The following is a 19,001-nucleotide window of genomic DNA, read 5'->3' as shown; positions in this document are numbered from 1 at the left end:
TTCAGGGAAAGAAGGCAGCTCCCCTGCTGCCGTGCTGAGAGTAATGGTGCGACGCCGCAGCCACCTGCTCCGTTCCGCGATCGTGACCGACTTTTCCGGTCAGGTCTTGACGACCCACACCTCCGAGCGCTCCTGCGGCCGGTCCGCCCGCACGAACTCCCGGGTCCCCTCCGAGACCGGGATGCCTTGCGCGGTCGCGGCCTGGGCGATGGCCGCGGCGACCCGGTCCCACACCGACGCCCCCTGCGGGAAGCCCATCTCCCAGGTCATCTCGTCGACCCCCACGACCGTGCGGTCGGGGAGCAGGTGCGCCCGCACCAGCGGGCGAGAACCGTCGATCTCGACGATCAGGGCCTGCGGCTCCGGACGTACGTCGGTGACCCGGTCGTCGGCACCGGCCACCTGCGCGATGAGCTCACCGGTGCGCTGCGGGTCGGCTGCCAGGGTGAGCGTGCGGCCCATCATCGCCAGGTGCTTCGCCGCGGGGCGCGCGGTCGCGGCCCGGCCCACGCTGGCCCCCTCGAGCGCGCGGTCGCGCACCTGCTCCTGCGCCCGGGTGACCCGACCCTTGACGAAGAACCACACGATCGAGGCGATCACGATGAGCAGCAGGATCAGGCCGGCGTTGCGGAACACGGGAAGCCCTTCGGGTCGACGACGGGATCAGTATCGTCCGGGAGACCCGCCGCCGACGGAGAGGCACCCCACGTGAGCAACGACCAGACCGCACCGCGCCGCTTCCCGCCGGCGCGCGACACCTTCGCCGGCACCATCGCGCTGCGGGTCGCGGCGGCCATCGACACCCGCGAGGCGTTGGTCGAGGGCTTCGGTGACGTCGACGTGCCGGACGTCTTCCCGGGCGAGACGCAGCCGACCCCCGCCGAGGTCGCCGACCTCGTCGACGCGGTGATCGCCGACCACAACGAGCACGTACGCCGGGCCACGCCCGAGGCGATCCAGCTCCTCGACGCGATCGACGGGCTGCCCACGCGCGGGCTCGCGGTGAGCTTCGGCGAGGGCGGCGACGACGCCGCCGCCCTCGACGCGGTGGTGCGTTCGGCCGGGGTGGCCCTCGGGCACGGGGCGACGGTCGAGGGCTACTGCTACTCGACCTCCTCCGACGTGGCCGAGCTGGTGGCCGAGGGTCGGCTGCCGATGACGTACGGCGTGTTCGCGGAGACCGGGATCAGCGTCGCCGAGGTCGCCGAGCGCGTGCGCGAGGTGCTGGGTGCGCAGGGGTTGCCGGTGGCCGAGGACGACGAGGAGCGCCAGCGGGTCGTGATCGCTCCGGTGCGCTGGGCGGTGCCGTTCCACGGGCACGCGCTGCACGAGGTCGCGCCGCCCGAAGACGTCGAGCAGCGTGGCCGGTTCAGTCGATGACGCGCAGCCGGATGGTCTCGGGCATCGCGCGCAGCTCGTCGAGCACCGCGTCGGACAGGCCCTCGGCCACGTCGGTGACGACGTAGCCCGTCTCGCCGCGGGTGCTGAGCATCTGGCCGTCGATGTTGACGCCGTGCTCGGCGAGCACGCTGTTGACCTTGGCCAGCACGCCCGGGACGTTGGCGTGGAAGTGCACCAGGCGGCACTCCCCCGGCGTCGAGCCGAGGCTGAGCGCCGGCATGTTGACGTTGAGCGTCGTGGTGCCCTGGGCGACATAGTCGCGCAGCTTCCCGGCGACGAACCGGCCGATGTCCTCCTGCGCCTCCTCGGTGGAGCCGCCGACGTGCGGGGTGAGCACCACGTTGGGGATGCCCTGCAGCGGCGAGCTGAACGGGTCGCCGCGCCGCTTGGGCTCCTGCGGGAAGACGTCGACCGCGGCACCGGCGATGTGGCCGGACAGCAGGTTGTCGCGCAGCGCCTCGTAGTCGACGACGAAGCCGCGGGAGAGGTTGAGGAACAGCGAGCGGGGGCGCATGCGCGCGAACTGCTCGGCGCCGAAGAAGCCGGCGTTGCCGTTGCGGCCGTCGACGTGCAGCGTGATGACCTCGGCGATGTCGAGCAGCTCGTTCAGGCTCGAGCAGCGCTGGGCGTTGCCGAGCGCGAGCTTGTCGTCGGTGTCGTAGAAGAACACCTGCAGCCCGAGCATCTCGGCGACCACCGACAGCTGCGAGCCGATGTTGCCGTAGCCGACGATCCCGAGCCGGCGGCCGCGGATCTCGTGGCTGCCCTTGGCGTTCTTGTCCCAGACGCCGTCGTGCAGCGCGCGGTCCTTCTCGGTGAGGCGGCGCGCCATGACGATGATCTCGGCGATCGCGAGCTCCACGACCGAGCGGGTGTTGGAGAACGGCGCGTTGAACACCGGGATGCCGCGGCCGGCGGCGTCGGCGAGGTCGATCTGGTTGGTGCCGATGCAGAACGCGCCGACCGCCTGCAGCTGCGGCGCGCTGGCGAGCACCCGGTCGGTCACCTCGGTCTTGGACCGGATGCCCAGCAGGTCGACGCCCTGCAGCGCCTCGATCAGCTCGTCCTCGTCGAGGGCGCCGGGACGGGACTCGATCTCCACGCCGGCGTCGCCGAGCATCTTCTCGGCCAGGGGTGCACGCTCTCCAGCAACAAAGCCTTCACGCCCCCAGTGTCTCAGGGGACGGCCCCCTCGCCGGGGTGGTGTCCGCGCAGCGGAAGGTCCGGGGTGACCCGCAGGTAGGTTGGCGCGAAAGCTCGTCCCCGGATCGAGGAGTTCCCATGCGCGCAGCCCAGGTCAGCACGCTCGACGGCCCGGCGTCGGTGAAGGTCGCCGACCTGCCGGAGCCGCAGCCCGGCGAGGACCAGGTGCTGGTCGACGTGCACCGTGCCGGCGTGGCCTACCCCGACGTGCTGCTGACCCGGGGTGAGTACCAGCTCAAGCCCGAGCTGCCGTTCGTCCCGGGCGGTGAGGTGGCCGGTGTCGTACGCCAGGCGCCGGCCGGCACGTTCGAGCCGGGTCAGCGGGTGGCCGCCTTCCCCGGCTTCGGCGGGTTCGCCGAGCAGGTGGCGGTCGGGCCGGACATGGTCTTCGCGCTGCCGGACGCGATGGACCTCGACACCGCCGCCGCGCTGCCGATGAACTACCTCACCTGCCTGTTCGCGCTGGAGCACCGCGGGCGCCTCGCCGAGGGCGAGACCGTGCTGGTGCACGGCGCCTCCGGCGGCATCGGCACCGCGTCGCTGCAGCTGGCCAAGGCGCTCGGGGCCCGCACGATCGCCGTCGTGTCCAGCGAGGACCGCACCGACACCGCCCGCGTCGCCGGGGCCGACGAGGTCGTGCTGGCCGACGGGTTCAAGGACGCCGTCAAGGACCTCACCGAGGGGCGCGGGGTCGACGTGGTGGTCGACCCGGTCGGCGGTGACCGATTCACCGACTCGCTGCGCTCGCTCGGCCCCGAGGGGCGGCTGCTGGTCATCGGGTTCACCGGCGGCTCCATCCCCGAGGTGAAGGTGAATCGCCTGCTGCTGAACAACATCTCGGTCGTCGGCGTCGGGTGGGGCGCCTTCTGGCTGCGGCAGCCGGCATACCTGCAGCAGCAGTGGAGCCGGCTGCTCGAGCTGTGGGAGGGCGGCCACGTCGCGCCGCCGATCGGCGCCCGGCTCGACCTGGAGGACGTCGGCGAGGCGATCGCCACGCTGGACGAGCGCAAGGCGGCCGGCAAGGTGCTGCTGCAGGTGCGCGACTGACCGCGAAACACCCAAGAATGATCGAGGCGGACCGGCGTGCCTATCCGTCGCGATCATTCTTGGGAGTTTCGAGGTCGTCCAGCTCGGCCGCGAGGTTGGCCCGGGCCGGACCCTCCCAGCGGGCGCGGGCGTACGCCGTGCGGTAGATCCGCTCCCGGCTCGCCAGGTCGCGCAGCACCCGGGCACGGCCGGCGCGGAAGTCGGGCACGGCGACCCAGGCGTACTCCCGGCGCACGCCGGCGACGTAGCGGGCGTAGCGCTCGGGCGGGGCCGCGAGGATCGCCAGGTCGGCGTCCAGCAGCACGGCGGCCTCGGCGTCGTCGGACGGGGCCTCGTGGGTGGTCGTGGCGCGCACCAACCCGGCCACGCGCGCGGCGAGCTGCGGCTCGTGGCCGAGGGCACGCTCGGCCCAGCGGGCAGAGGCCTCCTCGTTCGACGGCCGCGCGTCCGCCCCGTCCGGCTCCGGCGGACCGGTGCGATAGACGGCGTCGTGGAAGAACGCCGCCAGGCGAATCACGTCGAGGTCGAGCGGGCGCGGGTCGGCGGCGGCCAGCTCGTCGACCCGCTCCAGCACCTCGCGCAGGTGCTCCTGGTCGTGATAGCCCCGGCCGGGGTCGGCGTACGCCTGGAGCAGCTCCCCCAGCACCGCCCGGTCGCGCAGCGGCCACCAGGAGTCGAACGGCTGGTCAGTCGCGATAGGTCACCTGGGTGCTCAGGGCGCCGTTCTCGACCGTGGCGTCGAGCCGGTCGAGCCGCCCGTCGGAGGGCTGGCGACGCAGCGGCGCGGCCTGGGTCGACAGCTCGCGCACGAACTTCTTGCCGGCGTTGACCGGGAGGCCGTCGCTGGTGAGGTTGACCCGGCTGACCTCCTGGTTCTCGGCGAACCAGACCGTGGCGATCACCTGGTCGCGGTCGCCGCCCAGGCGGCCCACCTCGTCGGCGCACGACTGGCCGATCTCGTCGAACAGGCGCAGCAGGGCACGCGGCTCGAGGGGCTCGGCGTCGTCGTCGGGCAGGTCGGCATCGGTGCGTCGCTTCCAGAAAGGCACGGCGCCAGGGTAGCCACGGGAGGCGTCCGCGCCAGGGTTCATCCGGTCGTCATGCGCGCGACACCCCGCGCGTCGCCCCGGCGCGGTTGCCTGGCGAGCATGGAACTCTCCCGCAGAACCCTCCTCACCGGAACTCTCGCCACGACGGCCGTCGCCGCGACCACGATCCCCGCCCGCGGCGCCGACCCCTCCCCCGGCGCCGCGCTGCGCGTGTCCCCCTTCACCCTCGGTGTCGCCTCGGGCGACCCCACCCCCGACGGTGTCGTGCTCTGGACCCGGCTGGCCCTGGACCCGGTCGACGAGTCGGGCACCGGCGCGATGCCGAGCCGCCCCGTGTCGGTGCGCTACGAGGTCGCCAGCGACGAGGGCATGCGCCGAGTCGTCAAGCGAGGCAACGTGATTGCCCGACCTGAGTCGGCGCACTCGGTGCACGTCGAGCTCACCGGGCTGCGGCCGGGGGCGGAGTACTGGTTCCGCTTCCGCACCGGTCGGCACATCAGCCCGGTGGGTCGCACGCGCACCGCCCCGGCGGGTCACGAGCTGCCCGCGGCGCTGACCATGGCGTTCGCGTCGTGCTCGCAGTTCGAGCACGGCTGGTTCACCGCCTACCGCCGGATGGCCGAGGAGAACCCCGACCTGGTGCTGCACCTGGGTGACTACCAGTACGAGTACAAGGCGAAGTCGTACCTCGGGCGCGACGGCAACGTGCGCGACCACGCCGGTCCGGAGACGACCGACCTGGCGACCTACCGCCAGCGGCACGGGCAGTACAAGTCCGACGCCGACCTGCAGGCGGCGCACGCGGCCGCGCCGTGGCTCGTGGTGTTCGACGACCACGAGGTCGACAACAACTGGGCCGACGAGATCCCCGAGAACACCAACTCCTGGGAGGGCAACGACACGACCGCGCGCTTCCGGGCGCGGCGGGCGGCGGCGTTCCAGGCGTACTGGGAGAACATGCCGCTGCGGCGCAGCAGCATCCCGAGCGGCCCGGACATGCAGGTGTTCCGCCGGCTGCAGTGGGGCCGGCTCGCGAACTTCCACATGATGGACACCCGGCAGTACCGCGACGACCAGGCGTGCGGCGACGGGTGGAAGGCCAACTGCGAGCCGCGGCTGGACCCGAACCGTTCGATCACCGGGGCGCGCCAGGAGAAGTGGCTGCTCGACGGGTTCAAGGCGTCCAAGGCGCAGTGGGACATTCTCGGGCAGCAGGTCTTCTTCGCCGAGCAGGACCGCAACGCCAGCGAGGGCGTCACCGACGTGTCGATGGACTCCTGGGACGGTTACGCCGCCTCCCGCAAGCGCATCACGCAGGGCTGGGTGTCGGCCGGGGTGCGCAACCCGGTGGTGCTGACCGGCGACGTGCACCGCCACTGGGCCAACGACCTCAAGGTCGACTACCGCGACCCCGACGCGCCCGTCGTCGGCTCGGAGCTGGTGTGCACCTCGATCACCTCGACCGGGAACGGGAAGCCGGGCGCCACCAACCCCAACCTGGCGATCAACCCGCACCTGAAGTACTACGCCGACCAGCGCGGCTACGTCTCGACGACCATCCGCCCGCAGTCGATGACCGCCGACTTCAAGGTGCTGGACGCCGTGACGGTCAAGGACCGCCCGATCAGCACGGCGGCCTCGTTCGAGCTGGTGGACGGGCAGCGGGGGCTGCGCCGGAAGGCTTGATCCGGAGGTCGGCCGCGCCGGCGTACCGGCCGGTGGGTGGGGGGCACGGCCCCGGTGCTGAAACGCGGTTAGAGCGCTTGGACTTCGCTGCAGCGGAGTCGTAGCGCTCTAACTGCGCTTCAGCGCGCTCGGGTGGCGGGGAGGCCGGCCGCGCGCCAGGCCCGGAAGCCGCCGATCACGTCGGTCGCCCGGTGCACGCCGATGCGCTGCAGGCTGTCGGCGGCCAGCGAGGAGGTGTAGCCCTCCTGGCACAGCACGAGCACCCGCGCCCCGAGGTCGGCGACCCGGAGGCTCGCGTCCTGGCGCGGGTCGAGGCGCCACTCCAGCACGTTGCGCTCGACGACCAGCGCCCCGACGTCGGCGGCCACCTCACCCTCGGCGCTGCGCTGGGCGGCCGGCCGGATGTCGACCAGCAGCGCGTCGCCGGCGGCGACGAGGGCGTACGCCCGCTGCGCGGTCACCCGGGTCAGCCGGCTGCGGGCGTCGGCCAGCATGCCGTCGATCCCGTCGTACGTCGGCGCCGGCTCGACCAGCTGCTGCGGCCTCACCACTGTCCGGCCCGCTCGACCTGCTGGCGCACCAGCGCTCCGCCCGCGACGGCGTACCGCGTCATCCCGCGCAGCGCCGGCGCGTAGGCGTGCACCGACACCGCCGCGGTCGCCCCCTCGTTGCGCACGTCGTGCACGTGCGAGGCCGCGAACGAGCGCCCCTCGCCGCGGGCGAGGTCGCGGGTGCGCGCGCCGCGGTCCCAGGTGTGCTCGGTCAGCGCGCCGTGGACGACCCGGAACGCGCCGCTGGACCCCTGGTGGTCGTGCCAGCCGGTCCCGGTGCCGGGCGGCCAGCCGATGAGCCAGACCTCCATCAGGTCGGTGGCCTCGAGCCGGGTCCAGCTGCGCTCGGGAGAGGTCAGGTCGAGCAGCTCGGGCAGGCGCTCGTCGTGGGCGAGCAGCAGCGTGAGGCGCAGCAGCTCGTCAGGGTCGGCGGGTGCCAGGCCGGTCGGCAGGGCACGGTGGATCGTGGTCATGGGACTGCTCCTTCGAGGTCTGGTGGTGGCGGGCGTGCGGACGCTCGCGACAGACCAGGCCGAGGCGCAGCTGCAGATCGAGGTGGATGCGACGGTGCGGGAGGTAGACCCGGCCGCCGGGCGCACGCAGGCACGGCCCCAGCCGCACATAATCGCGTGCTTCGTTTTGCATAACTCCATATAACCACGTCCGGCGGTCCTCCGCCAGGACGTGACTCCCCCGTCTTCCCGGACCACCGCCGAACCGTGCGCCCCACCGCACCCCCGACGGACCACCGCGCAAGCGTGACCAAGCCCCGCACGCCCGCACGGACCACCGCCGCACCGTGCGCCCCACCGCACCTCTCAGCGGACCACCGCGCAAGCGTGACCAAGCCCCGTACGCCCGCACGGACCACCGCCGAACCGTGCGCCCCACCGCACCCCCCGACGGACCACCGCGCAAGCGTGACCAAGCCCCGCACTGAACCGCCCCGGAGTTTCCGGAGGCTTCTGGTTGTGTCTCTACCCGGTCGGGACGAGACGGTTTCTTGCAGCGTAGTGCGCGGCCTCGACCTCGATCGGTGTGAGATCGTCGACCGATTCGTGGGTCCGCTCGTGGTTGAACCAGTGAACCCAGTGCAGGGTCTCGATCTCGACGTGCTCGACGTCGCGCCAGGGTCCTTCGGGCCGGACCAGTTCGGTCTTGTAAATCCCGATCTGGGACTCGGCTAGGGCGTTGTCGTAGGCGTCGCCCACCGAACCCACCGATGCGTCCACGTCGGCCTCGAGCAGGCGCGTGGTGAACGCGAACGAGGTGTACTGGCTGCCGGCGTCGTTGTGGTGCACCAGGCCGGTCAGGTCCTCGATCCCCTGCTGTCGGCGTGACCACGTCGCGTGCTCAAGAGTGTCGAGCACGAGTTCGGTGGTCATGCTGGTAGCCGCCCGCCAGCCCACGATCATCCGTGAGAAGACATCGAAGACGAACGCGACGTAGACCGTGCCCGACCAGGTCGCGACGTAGGTGAAGTCGGCGACCCAGAGCTGGTTCGGTGCGGTCGCGGTGAAGTCCCGGTCGACCAGGTCAGCGGCCCGGGCATCCCTCGGGTCGGGGATCGTGGTCCGCACTCGTTTGCCCCTCAGCGCGCCCTGCCAGCCGTTCGCTGTCATCAGCCGCTCCACGGTGCATCGGGCCACCTCGTGCCCTTGCCGGCGTAAGTAGAGCCACATCTTGCGCGCACCGAACCTCGCCACGAACCGCTGCTCGCGCGCTGCGCGGATCAGCTCACTGACGTCGGCATCGCGCAGGGCGCGCTTCGACGGCTTGCGGCTACGGGCCTCGTAGTAGGTAGACGGGGCGATCTTGGCGCCGTGCTCGCTGAGCACCCGGCAGATCGGCTCGACCCCGAATTCCTCGCGGTGTTCGTCGATGTAGTCGATCAGAACCTTGACTGGCGGTCGAGCTCCGCCGCGAAGAAAGCCGAGGAGGTCTTGAGGATCTCGTTCGCCCGCCGAAGCTCGGCGACCTCCTTCTTCAACTCCCGGATCTCGGCCAGCTCCTGGGTCGTCTTCCCTGGACGCGTGCCGCCGTCCACCTCGGCCTGCCTGATCCACTTGCGCAGCGTCTCGGGCGACCCGATGCCAAGCTTCCTGGCGATCGTTCGGATCGCCTCAAACTCGCTCGGGTACTCACCCTGCGCCATCGCCTGGGCTACCGCCCGGACAGCGCGCTCTCGCAACTCCCGGGGGTACTTGCTGGGACGTGCCATGACTTCATCCTCCAACTAATGAAGTCTCCAGACATCCCGGGGCGGTTCACAGCGGACCACCGCGCAAGCGTGACCAAGCCCCGTACGCCCGCACGGACCACCGCCGCACCGTGCGCCCCACCGCACCCTCCGGCGGACCACCGCCGAACCGTGCACCCCACCCCCGCACTCCCGGCGGACATGGGTCGGCCCCGGCACGCGGGGTGCGTGCCGGGGCCGGCCGGGCGGGACCGCGCGGGGCGCGGTCGCGGCGTCAGCTGCAGCCGCTGGTGGAGCCGCAGCCCTCGCAGACGTAGCAGGAACCGGCGGGGCGCATCTTCGTGCCGCAGGTCATGCACATCGGGGCGTCGGCCGCCTTGCCCTGGAACTTCTCCATCAGCTCGGCCGAGGAGTGGATCTCGGAGGATACCTCACGCACGTCGGCCGCGCCGGAGCCGGACTTCACGTCGTCGGCCTCGACGGCGGCCTGCTCGGCCTCGGCCTTCTTGACCGCCGGCGCCGCCGACTGGGAGTAGCCCTCGAGCTCGTCGGCCACGTCGTCGCCGGAGTCGCTCTCGCTGGTGGCCTCGGCGAACGAACCGGTCTCGAGCTGGCGCGCCCGCTCCTCGGCGGAGTGGATGCCCATGAACGAGCGGGTCTCGAAGTCCAGGTGGTCCAGCGCCAGGCGACGGAAGACGTAGTCCATGATCGACTGCGCCATCCGCACGTCCGGGTCGTCGGTCAGGCCGGCCGGCTCGAACCGCATGTTCGTGAACTTCTCGACGTACGTCTCCAGCGGCACGCCGTACTGCAGCGCCACCGAGATCGCCAGCGAGAAGGCGTCCATCATCCCGGCGAGGGTGGAGCCCTGCTTGCCGAGCTTGAGGAAGATCTCGCCGAGCTCGCCGTCGTCGTACCGGCTGGCGGTGAGGTAGCCCTCGGCGCCACCCACGGCGAACGAGGTCACCTGGCTGCTGCGGCGCTTGGGCATCCGCTTGCGGACCGGGCGGTACTCGACGACCTTCTCGACCACGGGCTCCTCGGTGGCGGCCGGCTTGTCCTGCTTCTTGCCGTCGGACAGCGGCTGGCCGACCTTGCAGTTGTCGCGGTAGACCGCGAGCGCCTTGAGGCCGAGCTTCCAGCCCTCGAGGTGCACCTCGGCGATGTCCTCGACGGTGGCGGTCTCGGGCAGGTTGACGGTCTTGGAGATCGCGCCGGACAGGAACGGCTGGCAGGCCGCCATCATCCGCACGTGACCCATGGGCGTGATCGCCCGCTCGCCCATCGCGCAGTCGAAGACCTCGTAGTGCTCGGTCTTCAGCCCCGGGGCGTCGATGACGTGGCCCTTCTCGGCGATGTGCTCGACGATCGCCTCGATCTGCTCCGGCTGGTAGCCGAGCTTCTTCAGGGCCCGCGGGATGGTCTGGTTGACGATCTGCATCGACCCGCCGCCGACGAGCTTCTTGAACTTCACCAGCGAGAAGTCGGGCTCGATGCCGGTGGTGTCGCAGTCCATCATGAAGCCGATGGTCCCGGTGGGCGCGAGCACCGACGCCTGGGCGTTGCGGAAGCCGTTGCGCTCACCGAGGAGATCACGTCGGCCCACGCCTTGGTGGCCGCGGCGTGGATGCCGGAGTCCATCGCGTCGAGCGTGCGCACCTGGTCGTTGGCGGCCTGGTGCTTGCGCATGACGCGGCGGTGCGCCTCGGCGTTGCGGGCGAACCCGGCGTACGGGCCGACCACGCCGGCGATCTCGGCGGAACGCTTGTAGGCGGCACCGGTGAGCAGCGAGGTGATCGCGGCGGCGAGGCTGCGGCCGCCCTCGGACTCGTAGCCGTGACCGGTCGCCATGAGCAGCGCGCCGAGGTTGGCGTAGCCGATGCCCAGCTGGCGGTAGTCGCGGGTGGTGTCGCCGATCGCCTCGGTCGGGAAGTCGGCGAAGCAGATCGAGATGTCCATCGCGGTGATGACCAGCTCGGCGACCTTCTGGAAGGTCTCGGTGTCGAACGTGTCGTCGTCCTTGAGGAACTTCAGCAGGTTCAGGCTTGCCAGGTTGCACGAGGAGTTGTCGAGCGACATGTACTCCGAGCACGGGTTGGACGCGGTGATGCGGCCGGTCTCGGGGTTGGTGTGCCAGGCGTTGATGGTGTCGTCGTACTGGACGCCCGGGTCGGCGCACTCCCACGCGGCCTGGTTGAGCTTGCCGAACAGCTCGCGGGCGTCGACCTGCTCGATGACCTCACCGGTGCCGCGGGCGCGCAGGCCGAAGGAGGTGCCCTCCTCGACCGCGCGCATGAACTCGTCGCTCACGCGGACGGAGTTGTTGGCGTTCTGGTACTGGACGGAGGTGATGTCCTTGCCGCCGAGGTCCATGTCGAACCCGGCGTCGCGCAGCGCGCGGATCTTGTCCTCCTCGCGCGCCTTGGTCTCGATGAACTCCTCGATGTCGGGGTGGTCGACGTCGAGCACGACCATCTTGGCGGCGCGGCGGGTGGCGCCACCGGACTTGATGGTGCCGGCGCTGGCGTCGGCGCCGCGCATGAAGGAGACCGGACCCGAGGCGGTGCCGCCGGAGGACAGCAGCTCCTTGGACGAGCGGATGCGGGAAAGGTTGAGGCCGGCACCGGAGCCGCCCTTGAAGATGAACCCCTCCTCCTTGTACCAGTTGAGGATCGAGTCCATCGAGTCGTCGACCGACAGGATGAAGCACGCCGAGACCTGCTGCGGGCTCTTGGTGCCCACGTTGAACCACACCGGGGAGTTGAACGAGAACACCTGGTGCAGCAGGGCGTAGGTGAGCTCGTGCTCGAAGATGTCGGCGTCGTCGTCGGAGGCGAAGTAGCCGTGCTCCTTGCCGGCCTTGACGTAGGTCAGCACGACGCGGTCGATGAGCTGCTTCAGGCTGCGCTCGCGCGCGTCGGTGCCGAGCGCACCGCGGAAGTACTTCGTCGTGACGATGGTCGAGGCGTTGAGCGACCAGAAGTCGGGGAACTCCACGCCGCGCTGCTCGAAGATGGTCTCGCCGGTCTTCCAGTTCTGCTGGACGACATCACGCGACTCCCAGGTCACCTCGTCATAGGGGTGGACGCCCGGGGTCGTGTAGATGCGCTCGATCTTCAGGCCCTTGTTCTTGCGACGGGCCCTGGATCCAGCGCTGGTCGTCTCGGTCATGACAGCTCCTCCGGTGGGTGTCTTGTGCTCGGCAGGTTTCTTAGGGGGTGGTGCTCAGGTGCTGGCGGTCTCATCGTCGCCGCCACCACCGACAGGCCCCGTCGACGAGGTCGACGCGGGGCGCTCGGCCCGGTCAGGCTCGACGCCCGCGGCCTCGCGCTCGGCACGCAGCAGCGTGATGGCGGTCTCGAAGTCGTCGGTGGACTCGAAGGCCTGGTAGACGCTGGCGAAGCGCAGGTAGGCCACCTCGTCCAGCGCGCGCAGCGGCCCCAGGATCTCCAGCCCGACGTCGTGCGCGTCGATCTCGGCCAGCCCCTGGGAGCGGATGCTCTCCTCGACCTGCTGCGCCAGCAGCGCCAGGTCGTCGTCGGAGACCGGTCGGCCCTGGCAGGCCTTGCGGACCCCGGCCAGCACCTTGCCGCGGGCGAACGGCTCGCTCGCCCCGGAGCGCTTGACCACGGTCAGGCTCGCGGTCTCCAGGGTGCTGAACCGCTTGCCGCAGGCCGGGCACTGGCGGCGCCGCTTGATGCTGGTGCCGTCCTCGGACGTACGACTGTCGACGACTCGGGAGTCGTCGTGGCGGCAGAACGGGCAGTGCATCGGGCACCTCCTTCGCGCGGTCCGATCGGGTCCGGGAGGGCGCCCACGAGGCCGGTTCGGGGGAAAACCTGGGGACGGACGGTGGAAAACCGGCCTCCGGCTGTGGATGTCCTTGTGGACTAGATGTGGAGAACTTACACGGCTGTAACTACTAGATATAGGGAGGTTAGGACGCTTTGGCCCGACGCGCAAGGCCGCGCCGCGGCGGCCTGCGTGTCGCTCACCACGTCACCCGCGCACCACCCGCTCAGGCGCCCGGAACGGCGGGAGAAGTGGACGTGGCCGGCGACGGAGGAGCCCGTCACCGGCCACGAGATCGAGGCTGTCGCCGCGCTCGGGCGACAGGCCAGCACCCCTGCTCAGGGCGCCGGGATCACCAGCTGCTGACCGCTGGAGACCTGCAGGGAGTTGAGGCCGTTGGCCACCTGGATCTGGGCGACGGCCGTGCCGACCGGGACCCCGGGAAGGTGGGCACGGGCCAGGTCGGACAGGGTCTCCCCGGAGCTCACGGTGACGACCTGCTGGGCCTCCACTCCCCCGGCGGTCGCGCTGATGGCCGCGCCGACCAGGATCGCCAGGACGACCACGGCGAGGGCCAGCGCGCGGCGGCCGCGGCGGGTGAGCCGGAAGGCCGCGGGGCGGGCCTCCTGCTGCGGCAGCGGCGGCACGACTCGCAGGTGCCGGCGCCGCGCGGGCTGGGCGGACCCGAACCGCGGGTGCGGGGCGATGGCCGGCGTGACGGTGGCGGCGCTCATGTCTTCCTCCAAGGACGGTGACGAACTCGACGAACAAGTGTGCGATGGAACGTCTGTACGATGTATAGCACGGACGTTCGAACGGCTCAAGGCCTCGCGCGGCCGGCTCGGCCGGGAGACCCCGCCGACACGCGTCGTACAGGTGTTTGAAACCTGCTGCGGGTCTTCATAGGCTGTTCGCACAGTCACCAAGACAAGCAGCGACCACCGACAGCCCCTCGCCGACGACGACCGGTCCGGCGCCAGCGGGCACCGTCACCGGCCGCGGCGCGACGCGGAACGAGGACCGAAACCCATGGCCAAGATCCACGAGATGCCCGAACCCGACGGGCAGGCCCTGACCACGCGTCAGCGCAAGGTGCTCGAGGTGATCCGCAACTCGGTCGACCGCCGCGGATACCCGCCGAGCATGCGCGAGATCGGCGACGCCGTCGGCCTGACCTCACCCAGCTCGGTGGCCCACCAGCTGACGATGCTCGAGCGCAAGGGATACCTGCGCCGCGACCCGATGCGCCCGCGCGCCATCGAGGTGATCGCCCCCGGGCAGAGCAAGCGCGAGCGCGGTTATCGCGGCCGCTCGGTGAGCCAGGCGAGCGAGAGCCTGGTCGACGAGACCGGCATGCACGACGACCACCCCGAGGCCGAGTACGTCCCGGTCGTCGGCCGCATCGCCGCGGGTGGCCCGATCCTCGCCGAGGAGGTCGTCGAGGACGTCTTCCCCTCCCCCGCCAGATCGTCGGCGAGGGTGACATGTTCCTGCTCAAGGTGGTCGGCGACTCGATGGTCGACGCGGCCATCTGCGACGGCGACTGGGTGGTCGTGCGGCAGCAGCCGACGGCCAGCAACGGCGACATCGTGGCCGCGATGCTCGACAACGAGGCGACCGTCAAGACCTTCAAGCGCACCAAGGGCAAGGTCTGGCTGATGCCGCACAACGAGGCCTACGAGCCGATCGACGGCAGCGACGCCACCATCCTCGGCAAGGTCACCGCGGTCCTGCGCCGCGTCTGACCGCCGGGCCTACCCGGCGCGGGCTCTACGCCGCGACCGCCTCGACGAGCCTGCGCAGGGTCGGCCCCAGCGGGGCGTCCACCTTCACGTCGATCAGGTCGTCGGCCCGGGTGACGCCGTGGGTGATCGCGGCGACCGGGATGCCCTCGCGGGCCGCGTGCCGGGCGAAGCGGTAGCCCGACATGACCATCAGCGACGAGCCCAGCACCAGCAGCGCCCGGGACCGGTCGACCGCCTCGAAGCACGCGTCGACCACCGGCCGCACGACCGACTCGCCGAACATCACGACGTCGGGCTTGAGCCGGTCCGACCGGCAGACCACGCACGCGGCGATCCGGAAGCCGGCCACCTGCTCGTCGGTGAGCACGACGTCGCCGTCGGGCCGGACCTGACCGCTGATCTCCCGGTCGAAGTGCGGGTTCGCCCCGGCGAGCCACTCGTCGACGACCTCGCGGGCGTACCGCTCCCCGCAGTCGGCGCAGACGACGTACGACAACGACCCGTGCAGCTCGGTGACGTCGCGCGCGCCCGCCTGCTGGTGCAGCCCGTCGACGTTCTGGGTGATGACCGTGCCGACCAGGCCGAGGTCCTGCAGCCGCGCGACCGCGCGGTGCCCGTCGTTCGGCTCGGCCGCGGCGAACCTCGGCCACCCGGTGTACGCCCGCGCCCAGTAGCGCTGTCGCGCCGCCGGGCTCCGGAGCAGCTCGGACACAGTCATGGGGGTCACGCGCCGCTCGCCGTCGGCGCCGCGGTAGGCCGGGATGCCCGACTCGGTGGAGATGCCGGCGCCGGTCAGCACGCACACGTCGCCGCCGCGCACCAGCCGGACGAGCTCGTCCCACAGGCCCGGCGCCAGGGCCGGGTCAGGGGTGGTGGAGGTCAGCACCCGACCAGTATCCGTCAGCGAGAACGTAGGATCCGGAGGCATGATCGACGCCGCTGGGCTGCGCGTGATGCGCGCCATCGCCGAAGAGGGCAGCTTCACCGCGGCGGCCGCGTCGCTGGGCTACTCCCAGCCCGCCATCTCCCAGATGGTGCGCCGCCTCGAGGAACGCACCGGAACCGTGCTCGTCGAGCGCATCGGGCGCAGCGTGCGGCTCACCGAGGCCGGCGAGGTGCTCGCGCGGCACGCCGTGCCGGTGCTCACCGCGCTGGACCGGGCCGAGGGCGAGATCCGCGCCATCGCGGGGCTGCAGTCGGGGCGGGTGCGTCTCACCGCGTTCCCGTCGGCCGCCTCGACGCTGGTGCCGCAGGCCCTGGCGCTGGTCAAGCAGCGCTTTCCCGACGTGCGGGTCGCCTTCACCGAGGCCGAGCCGCCCGAGGCGCTGGCCTCGCTGCGCGCGGGCGACTGCGACGTGGCGGTGACGTTCGTCTACGACGGCGACACCCTGCCGCGCGGCGAGGACGACCTCGACCCGTTCTCGGTGCAGACGCTGCTCGAGGACGAGGTGCGCATCGTTCTCCCCGCGACCACCCGCTGGCCGCGCAGGAGCGCGTCGACCTCGCCGACCTCGACGAGTCGGCCTGGATCGCCGGCTGCCCGCGCTGTCGCGGTCACCTGCTCTCGCTCGCGCAGCAGTCGGGCTTCGAGCCCGAGGTGGCCTTCGAGACCGAGGACTACGTCGCGGTGCTCGCGCTCGTGGCCGCGGGCCTGGGAGTGGCGCTCGTGCCCGAGCTGATCCTGCGCTCCACCAGCAACGACGGCGTGGTCGTGCGGCCGATGAACCCGCCCAACCGGCGCACCGTGCAGCTGGTGACCACCCCCGACCTCGCCCGCGTGCCCGCGGTGCAGGCGACCGTCGAGGCGCTCGCCGAGGCGGCCAAGCAGACCGGTTGCCGGCCCGACGTCGAGGCGGCGCCCGCGGGCTGAGGCCTCGCAGGGTGAGGCCCCGCGGGTCGAGCCCACGGGCCCGGCCCGGTCGCGGCGCCCGTCGCGTCATCGCCGGCTCACCACCGACCCGCGCCCGTCGCGCACCACGACCGCCAGGTCGCCCCCGCGGTCGGTGCGCACGGCGAGCGTCCCGGAGTCGCGCAGCGAGCCGAGCAGCCGGGGTGCCGGGTGCCCGTAGTCGTTGTCGGACCCCACGCTGATCAGCCCGTACGTCGCCCGCACCTGGCGCAGCAGCGCCGGGTCGTGGTTGGACGAGCCGTGGTGGGCCACCTTCATGGCCAGCACCGGGGTGGGGTCACCGAGGCGGGCCAGGGCTCGCCGCGTCTCGCGCTGCGCCTCTTGCTCGGCGTCGCCGAGCAGCAGCAGGCGTACGCCCGCGACGCGCACGTCGAGCACGACCGACCCGTTGTTCTGCAGCGACCCGGTGCGGATGGTGCGGGCGGGCGCGAGCACCGTGGCCTGCACCGGCCCCCACGCCAGCCGGTCTCCGGCGCGCACCTCGGTGAGGGGTACGCCTGCTGCCGCTGTCGTGCGCACCACGAGCGGGCCGACGATCGGCTGCTCGGCGGCGCCGGCGTCCTCCTCGCGCACCGAGGTGGTGAGGACCTCACCGACCCCGCGACCGTCGAGCAGGGTCGGGAGACCGGTGACGTGGTCGGCGTGCAGGTGGGTGAGGACGACGGCCTCGACGCGGCGGACGCCCAGGTCGTCGAGGCAGCGAGCGACGCCGGCCTCGTCGGGTCCGGCGTCGACCACGAGCGCACGGTCGGGCCCGGTGCGCAGCACGGCAGCGTCGCCCTGGCCCACGTCGCAGACGACGAGCACCCAGCCCGGCGGTGGCCAGCCCGGCTGCGGGAGCGGCCACACGGCCGCCGAGACCAGCAGCGCGCACGCCAGCACGACGACCGGGTGCCGGCGGCCGCGCAGCACCAGCCGCGGGCCGGTGAGCAGCGCGAGGAGCACGAGCGCGGCCAGCAGCAGCGCCCCGGGCGGACCGGCCGGCCACGGCAGGCTTCCCCACGGCACCCGGGCCGCCAGGTGCGCGACGGCCCCGATGCCCCAGGCCGGCAGGCCCGCGACCCAGGCGATCGCGACCCCGAGCGGCAGGGACAGCGGGGCGAGGAGCACCACCGCGATGCCACCGAGCGTGGCGGGCGCGACGAGCGGTGCGGCGAGCAGGTTGGCCGGTACGCCGACCACGCTCACCGAGCTCTGCAGCAGGACGATGACGGGCGCGCACATCGCCTGTGCCGCCACGGGGATCGCGATCGGCTCCCCCAGCCAGGCGAGCCTGCGCGGCAGCGCCGCGGCGATCCGCCGGCCCCAGCTGCGAGCGAACAGCACCAGGCCGAGCGTGGCGAGCACGGACAGCGCGAAACCGTACGACGCCGCGAGCCACGGGTCGATGACCAGCAGCCCGACGACGGCGGCACCGAGCGCGGGAGCCGCGGCGCGGGGCGGCCCGAGCTCGTGGCGAGCAGCCCGACGACGCCCATGGCCGACGCCCGCACCACGCTCGGCTCGGGTCGGCACAGCAGCACGAAGACGGCCAGCGCCACGAGGCAGACGGGCAGCCGGCCGCGGCGCGGGATGCGCAGCCAGCCGCAGCACCAGACCACCGCGAGCAGCAGGATCGACACGTTGGCGCCGCTCACGGCGGTCAGGTGGGTCATGCCCGTCGCCTGCATGTCGTCGACGAGGTCGCCCGGCAGCCGCGAGGTGTCGCCGATCACCAGCGCGGGGACGAGCCCGCGGGGGTCGGCCGGCAGCGGGTCGGTGGCGTCGCGCAGCCGCCCGCGCAGCACCTCGACGGCGCGGAAGGGCGCCGGGGCGTCGGCCACGAGCCGCGGCGGCCGGGACACCGCGAGCACGGCCGTCTCGGCCGCCCCAGGGTCGGGCTCGGAGAGGCGCCCGGTCACGAGAACCGTCTGGCCCCAACGCATCTCGGCCCATGCCTCGTCGCCGAAGACGAGCACGCGGGCGCCCGAACCGCTCTGCTCCCCCGGCCGGTGACCTCGCGCACGGTGAGGGTGATGACGTACATCGGGTCGTCGGCTCCCGCGGCGTCCGAGCGCCTGCTGACCAACCGGGGGTCGGTCGCCAGCGAGGCACGCACCGTGACGGTCGCGCGCTGCTCGGTCAGCTCGTCGACGAGGCCGACCTGGGCGGTGGCCTGGTGCAGACCGGTGGCCAGCGTCGTGAGCGACGTCGCGGCGAGGCACAGGGCGGCGATGGTGCGCGCGGTGCCGAGGTCGCGCCGGGCCAGCAGCAGTGCGGCGACCCCGGCGGCGACAGCGGTCGGCAGCAGGACGGCCGGGGACAGGCGCAGCCCGACGAGCACGGCCACCCACGCGCACCCGGCCGGGAGCAGCAGCCGGACGTCGAGCCGGCGAGCGTCCGGCGCCTCCGGCTCGTCGCCCCCGTGGTCGGTCACCG

14 protein-coding genes, 5 pseudogenes and 1 other annotated feature are annotated in these 19,001 nt (G+C 72.2%); of the genes and pseudogenes, 5 read left to right on the top strand and 14 right to left on the bottom strand.

The features are described from left to right. Positions 1 to 99 precede the first annotated feature (99 nt). Positions 100 to 636, bottom strand: a complete 537-nt coding sequence (locus QUE40_RS05915; protein ID WP_289232578.1) for a hypothetical protein — start codon at positions 634 to 636, stop codon at positions 100 to 102. Between the two features lie 72 nt (positions 637 to 708). Here QUE40_RS05915 and QUE40_RS05910 point away from each other — a divergent pair, with 72 nt between their 5' ends. Next, on the top strand, positions 709 to 1,380 hold the full coding sequence (locus QUE40_RS05910; protein ID WP_289232577.1) for a DUF6891 domain-containing protein: 672 nt from the start codon (positions 709 to 711) through the stop codon (positions 1,378 to 1,380). Here QUE40_RS05910 and serA read toward each other — a convergent pair. Then, positions 1,370 to 2,565: pseudogene (gene serA / locus QUE40_RS05905) on the bottom strand (phosphoglycerate dehydrogenase). The gene QUE40_RS05910 and the pseudogene serA sit on opposite strands and share 11 nt — an antisense overlap. A gap of 117 nt (positions 2,566 to 2,682) precedes the next feature. On the opposite strand from serA, the gene QUE40_RS05900 reads away from it, so the two are divergent. After that, a complete protein-coding gene (locus QUE40_RS05900) occupies positions 2,683 to 3,651 on the top strand; it encodes an NADPH:quinone oxidoreductase family protein (protein WP_289232576.1) in 969 nt (322 codons plus the stop codon). 40 nt (positions 3,652 to 3,691) lie between these two features. On the opposite strand, the gene QUE40_RS05895 is transcribed toward QUE40_RS05900, so the two are convergent. Next, complete coding sequence (locus QUE40_RS05895; RefSeq protein WP_289232575.1) at positions 3,692 to 4,297, bottom strand: HD domain-containing protein; 606 nt, start codon at positions 4,295 to 4,297, stop codon at positions 3,692 to 3,694. 40 nt (positions 4,298 to 4,337) lie between these two features. Beyond that, positions 4,338 to 4,700, bottom strand: a complete 363-nt coding sequence (locus QUE40_RS05890; RefSeq protein ID WP_142004811.1) for a hypothetical protein — start codon at positions 4,698 to 4,700, stop codon at positions 4,338 to 4,340. A gap of 99 nt (positions 4,701 to 4,799) precedes the next feature. Here QUE40_RS05890 and QUE40_RS05885 point away from each other — a divergent pair, with 99 nt between their 5' ends. Further along, positions 4,800 to 6,386, top strand: coding sequence for an alkaline phosphatase D family protein (locus tag QUE40_RS05885; RefSeq protein ID WP_289232574.1), 1,587 nt, complete (start codon positions 4,800 to 4,802; stop codon positions 6,384 to 6,386). 119 nt (positions 6,387 to 6,505) lie between these two features. On the opposite strand, the gene QUE40_RS05880 is transcribed toward QUE40_RS05885, so the two are convergent. From QUE40_RS05880 to QUE40_RS05855, 6 genes and pseudogenes are all read right to left on the bottom strand, one after another. Further along, complete coding sequence (locus tag QUE40_RS05880; protein WP_350227082.1) at positions 6,506 to 6,934, bottom strand: rhodanese-like domain-containing protein; 429 nt, start codon at positions 6,932 to 6,934, stop codon at positions 6,506 to 6,508. After that, complete coding sequence (locus QUE40_RS05875) at positions 6,931 to 7,410, bottom strand: cysteine dioxygenase (RefSeq protein ID WP_289232573.1); 480 nt, start codon at positions 7,408 to 7,410, stop codon at positions 6,931 to 6,933. The genes QUE40_RS05880 and QUE40_RS05875 overlap by 4 nt, the downstream gene beginning before the upstream one ends. 504 nt (positions 7,411 to 7,914) lie before the next feature. Then, a protein-coding gene (locus QUE40_RS05870; protein WP_289232390.1) for an IS3 family transposase occupies positions 7,915 to 9,158 on the bottom strand; the annotation gives its coding sequence in 2 pieces (ribosomal slippage) (positions 7,915 to 8,870 and positions 8,870 to 9,158; 1,245 coding nt in all). Beyond that, positions 8,743 to 8,871, bottom strand: a sequence feature (AL1L pseudoknot). (Overlaps the previous gene by 129 nt.) Before the next feature lie 253 nt (positions 9,159 to 9,411). Further along, positions 9,412 to 12,308 (bottom strand): annotated as a pseudogene (locus tag QUE40_RS05865) (vitamin B12-dependent ribonucleotide reductase). A gap of 54 nt (positions 12,309 to 12,362) precedes the next feature. Next, positions 12,363 to 12,908, bottom strand: a complete 546-nt coding sequence (gene nrdR, locus QUE40_RS05860; RefSeq protein WP_142004803.1) for a transcriptional regulator NrdR — start codon at positions 12,906 to 12,908, stop codon at positions 12,363 to 12,365. Positions 12,909 to 13,267: 359 nt separating this feature from the next. Further along, on the bottom strand, positions 13,268 to 13,663 hold the full coding sequence (locus QUE40_RS05855) for a LysM peptidoglycan-binding domain-containing protein (protein WP_289232572.1): 396 nt from the start codon (positions 13,661 to 13,663) through the stop codon (positions 13,268 to 13,270). A gap of 295 nt (positions 13,664 to 13,958) precedes the next feature. On the opposite strand from QUE40_RS05855, the pseudogene lexA reads away from it, so the two are divergent. After that, positions 13,959 to 14,674: pseudogene (lexA, locus tag QUE40_RS05850) on the top strand (transcriptional repressor LexA). A gap of 25 nt (positions 14,675 to 14,699) precedes the next feature. On the opposite strand, the gene QUE40_RS05845 reads toward lexA, so the two are convergent. After that, positions 14,700 to 15,560, bottom strand: a complete 861-nt coding sequence (locus tag QUE40_RS05845) for an NAD-dependent protein deacetylase (RefSeq protein WP_289232571.1) — start codon at positions 15,558 to 15,560, stop codon at positions 14,700 to 14,702. Between QUE40_RS05845 and QUE40_RS05840 the strand changes: the two are divergent. Continuing rightward, positions 15,454 to 16,544: pseudogene (locus QUE40_RS05840) on the top strand (LysR family transcriptional regulator). The gene QUE40_RS05845 and the pseudogene QUE40_RS05840 overlap by 107 nt on opposite strands. 66 nt (positions 16,545 to 16,610) lie before the next feature. Here the strand turns inward: QUE40_RS05840 and QUE40_RS05835 are convergent. The 3 genes and pseudogenes from QUE40_RS05835 to QUE40_RS05825 form a co-directional block, all read right to left on the bottom strand. Continuing rightward, positions 16,611 to 18,098: a ComEC/Rec2 family competence protein gene (locus tag QUE40_RS05835; RefSeq protein ID WP_289232570.1), complete on the bottom strand. Its 1,488-nt coding sequence runs from the start codon at positions 18,096 to 18,098 to the stop codon at positions 16,611 to 16,613. Then, positions 18,077 to 18,253, bottom strand: a pseudogene (locus QUE40_RS19615) (ComEC/Rec2 family competence protein); the annotation flags it as partial. The gene QUE40_RS05835 and the pseudogene QUE40_RS19615, both read right to left, overlap by 22 nt. Before the next feature lie 227 nt (positions 18,254 to 18,480). Next, positions 18,481 to 18,999 (bottom strand): hypothetical protein, encoded by a 519-nt coding sequence (locus QUE40_RS05825; RefSeq protein WP_289232569.1) that lies wholly within the window; start codon positions 18,997 to 18,999, stop codon positions 18,481 to 18,483. Positions 19,000 to 19,001 lie beyond the last annotated feature (2 nt).

Source organism: Barrientosiimonas endolithica (assembly GCF_030296655.1).
In the GTDB taxonomy this organism is placed as follows: domain Bacteria; phylum Actinomycetota; class Actinomycetes; order Actinomycetales; family Dermatophilaceae; genus Barrientosiimonas; species Barrientosiimonas humi.
Note: the sequence above shows the minus strand (reverse complement) of the source record. Positions and strands in the feature narration are given on the sequence as shown.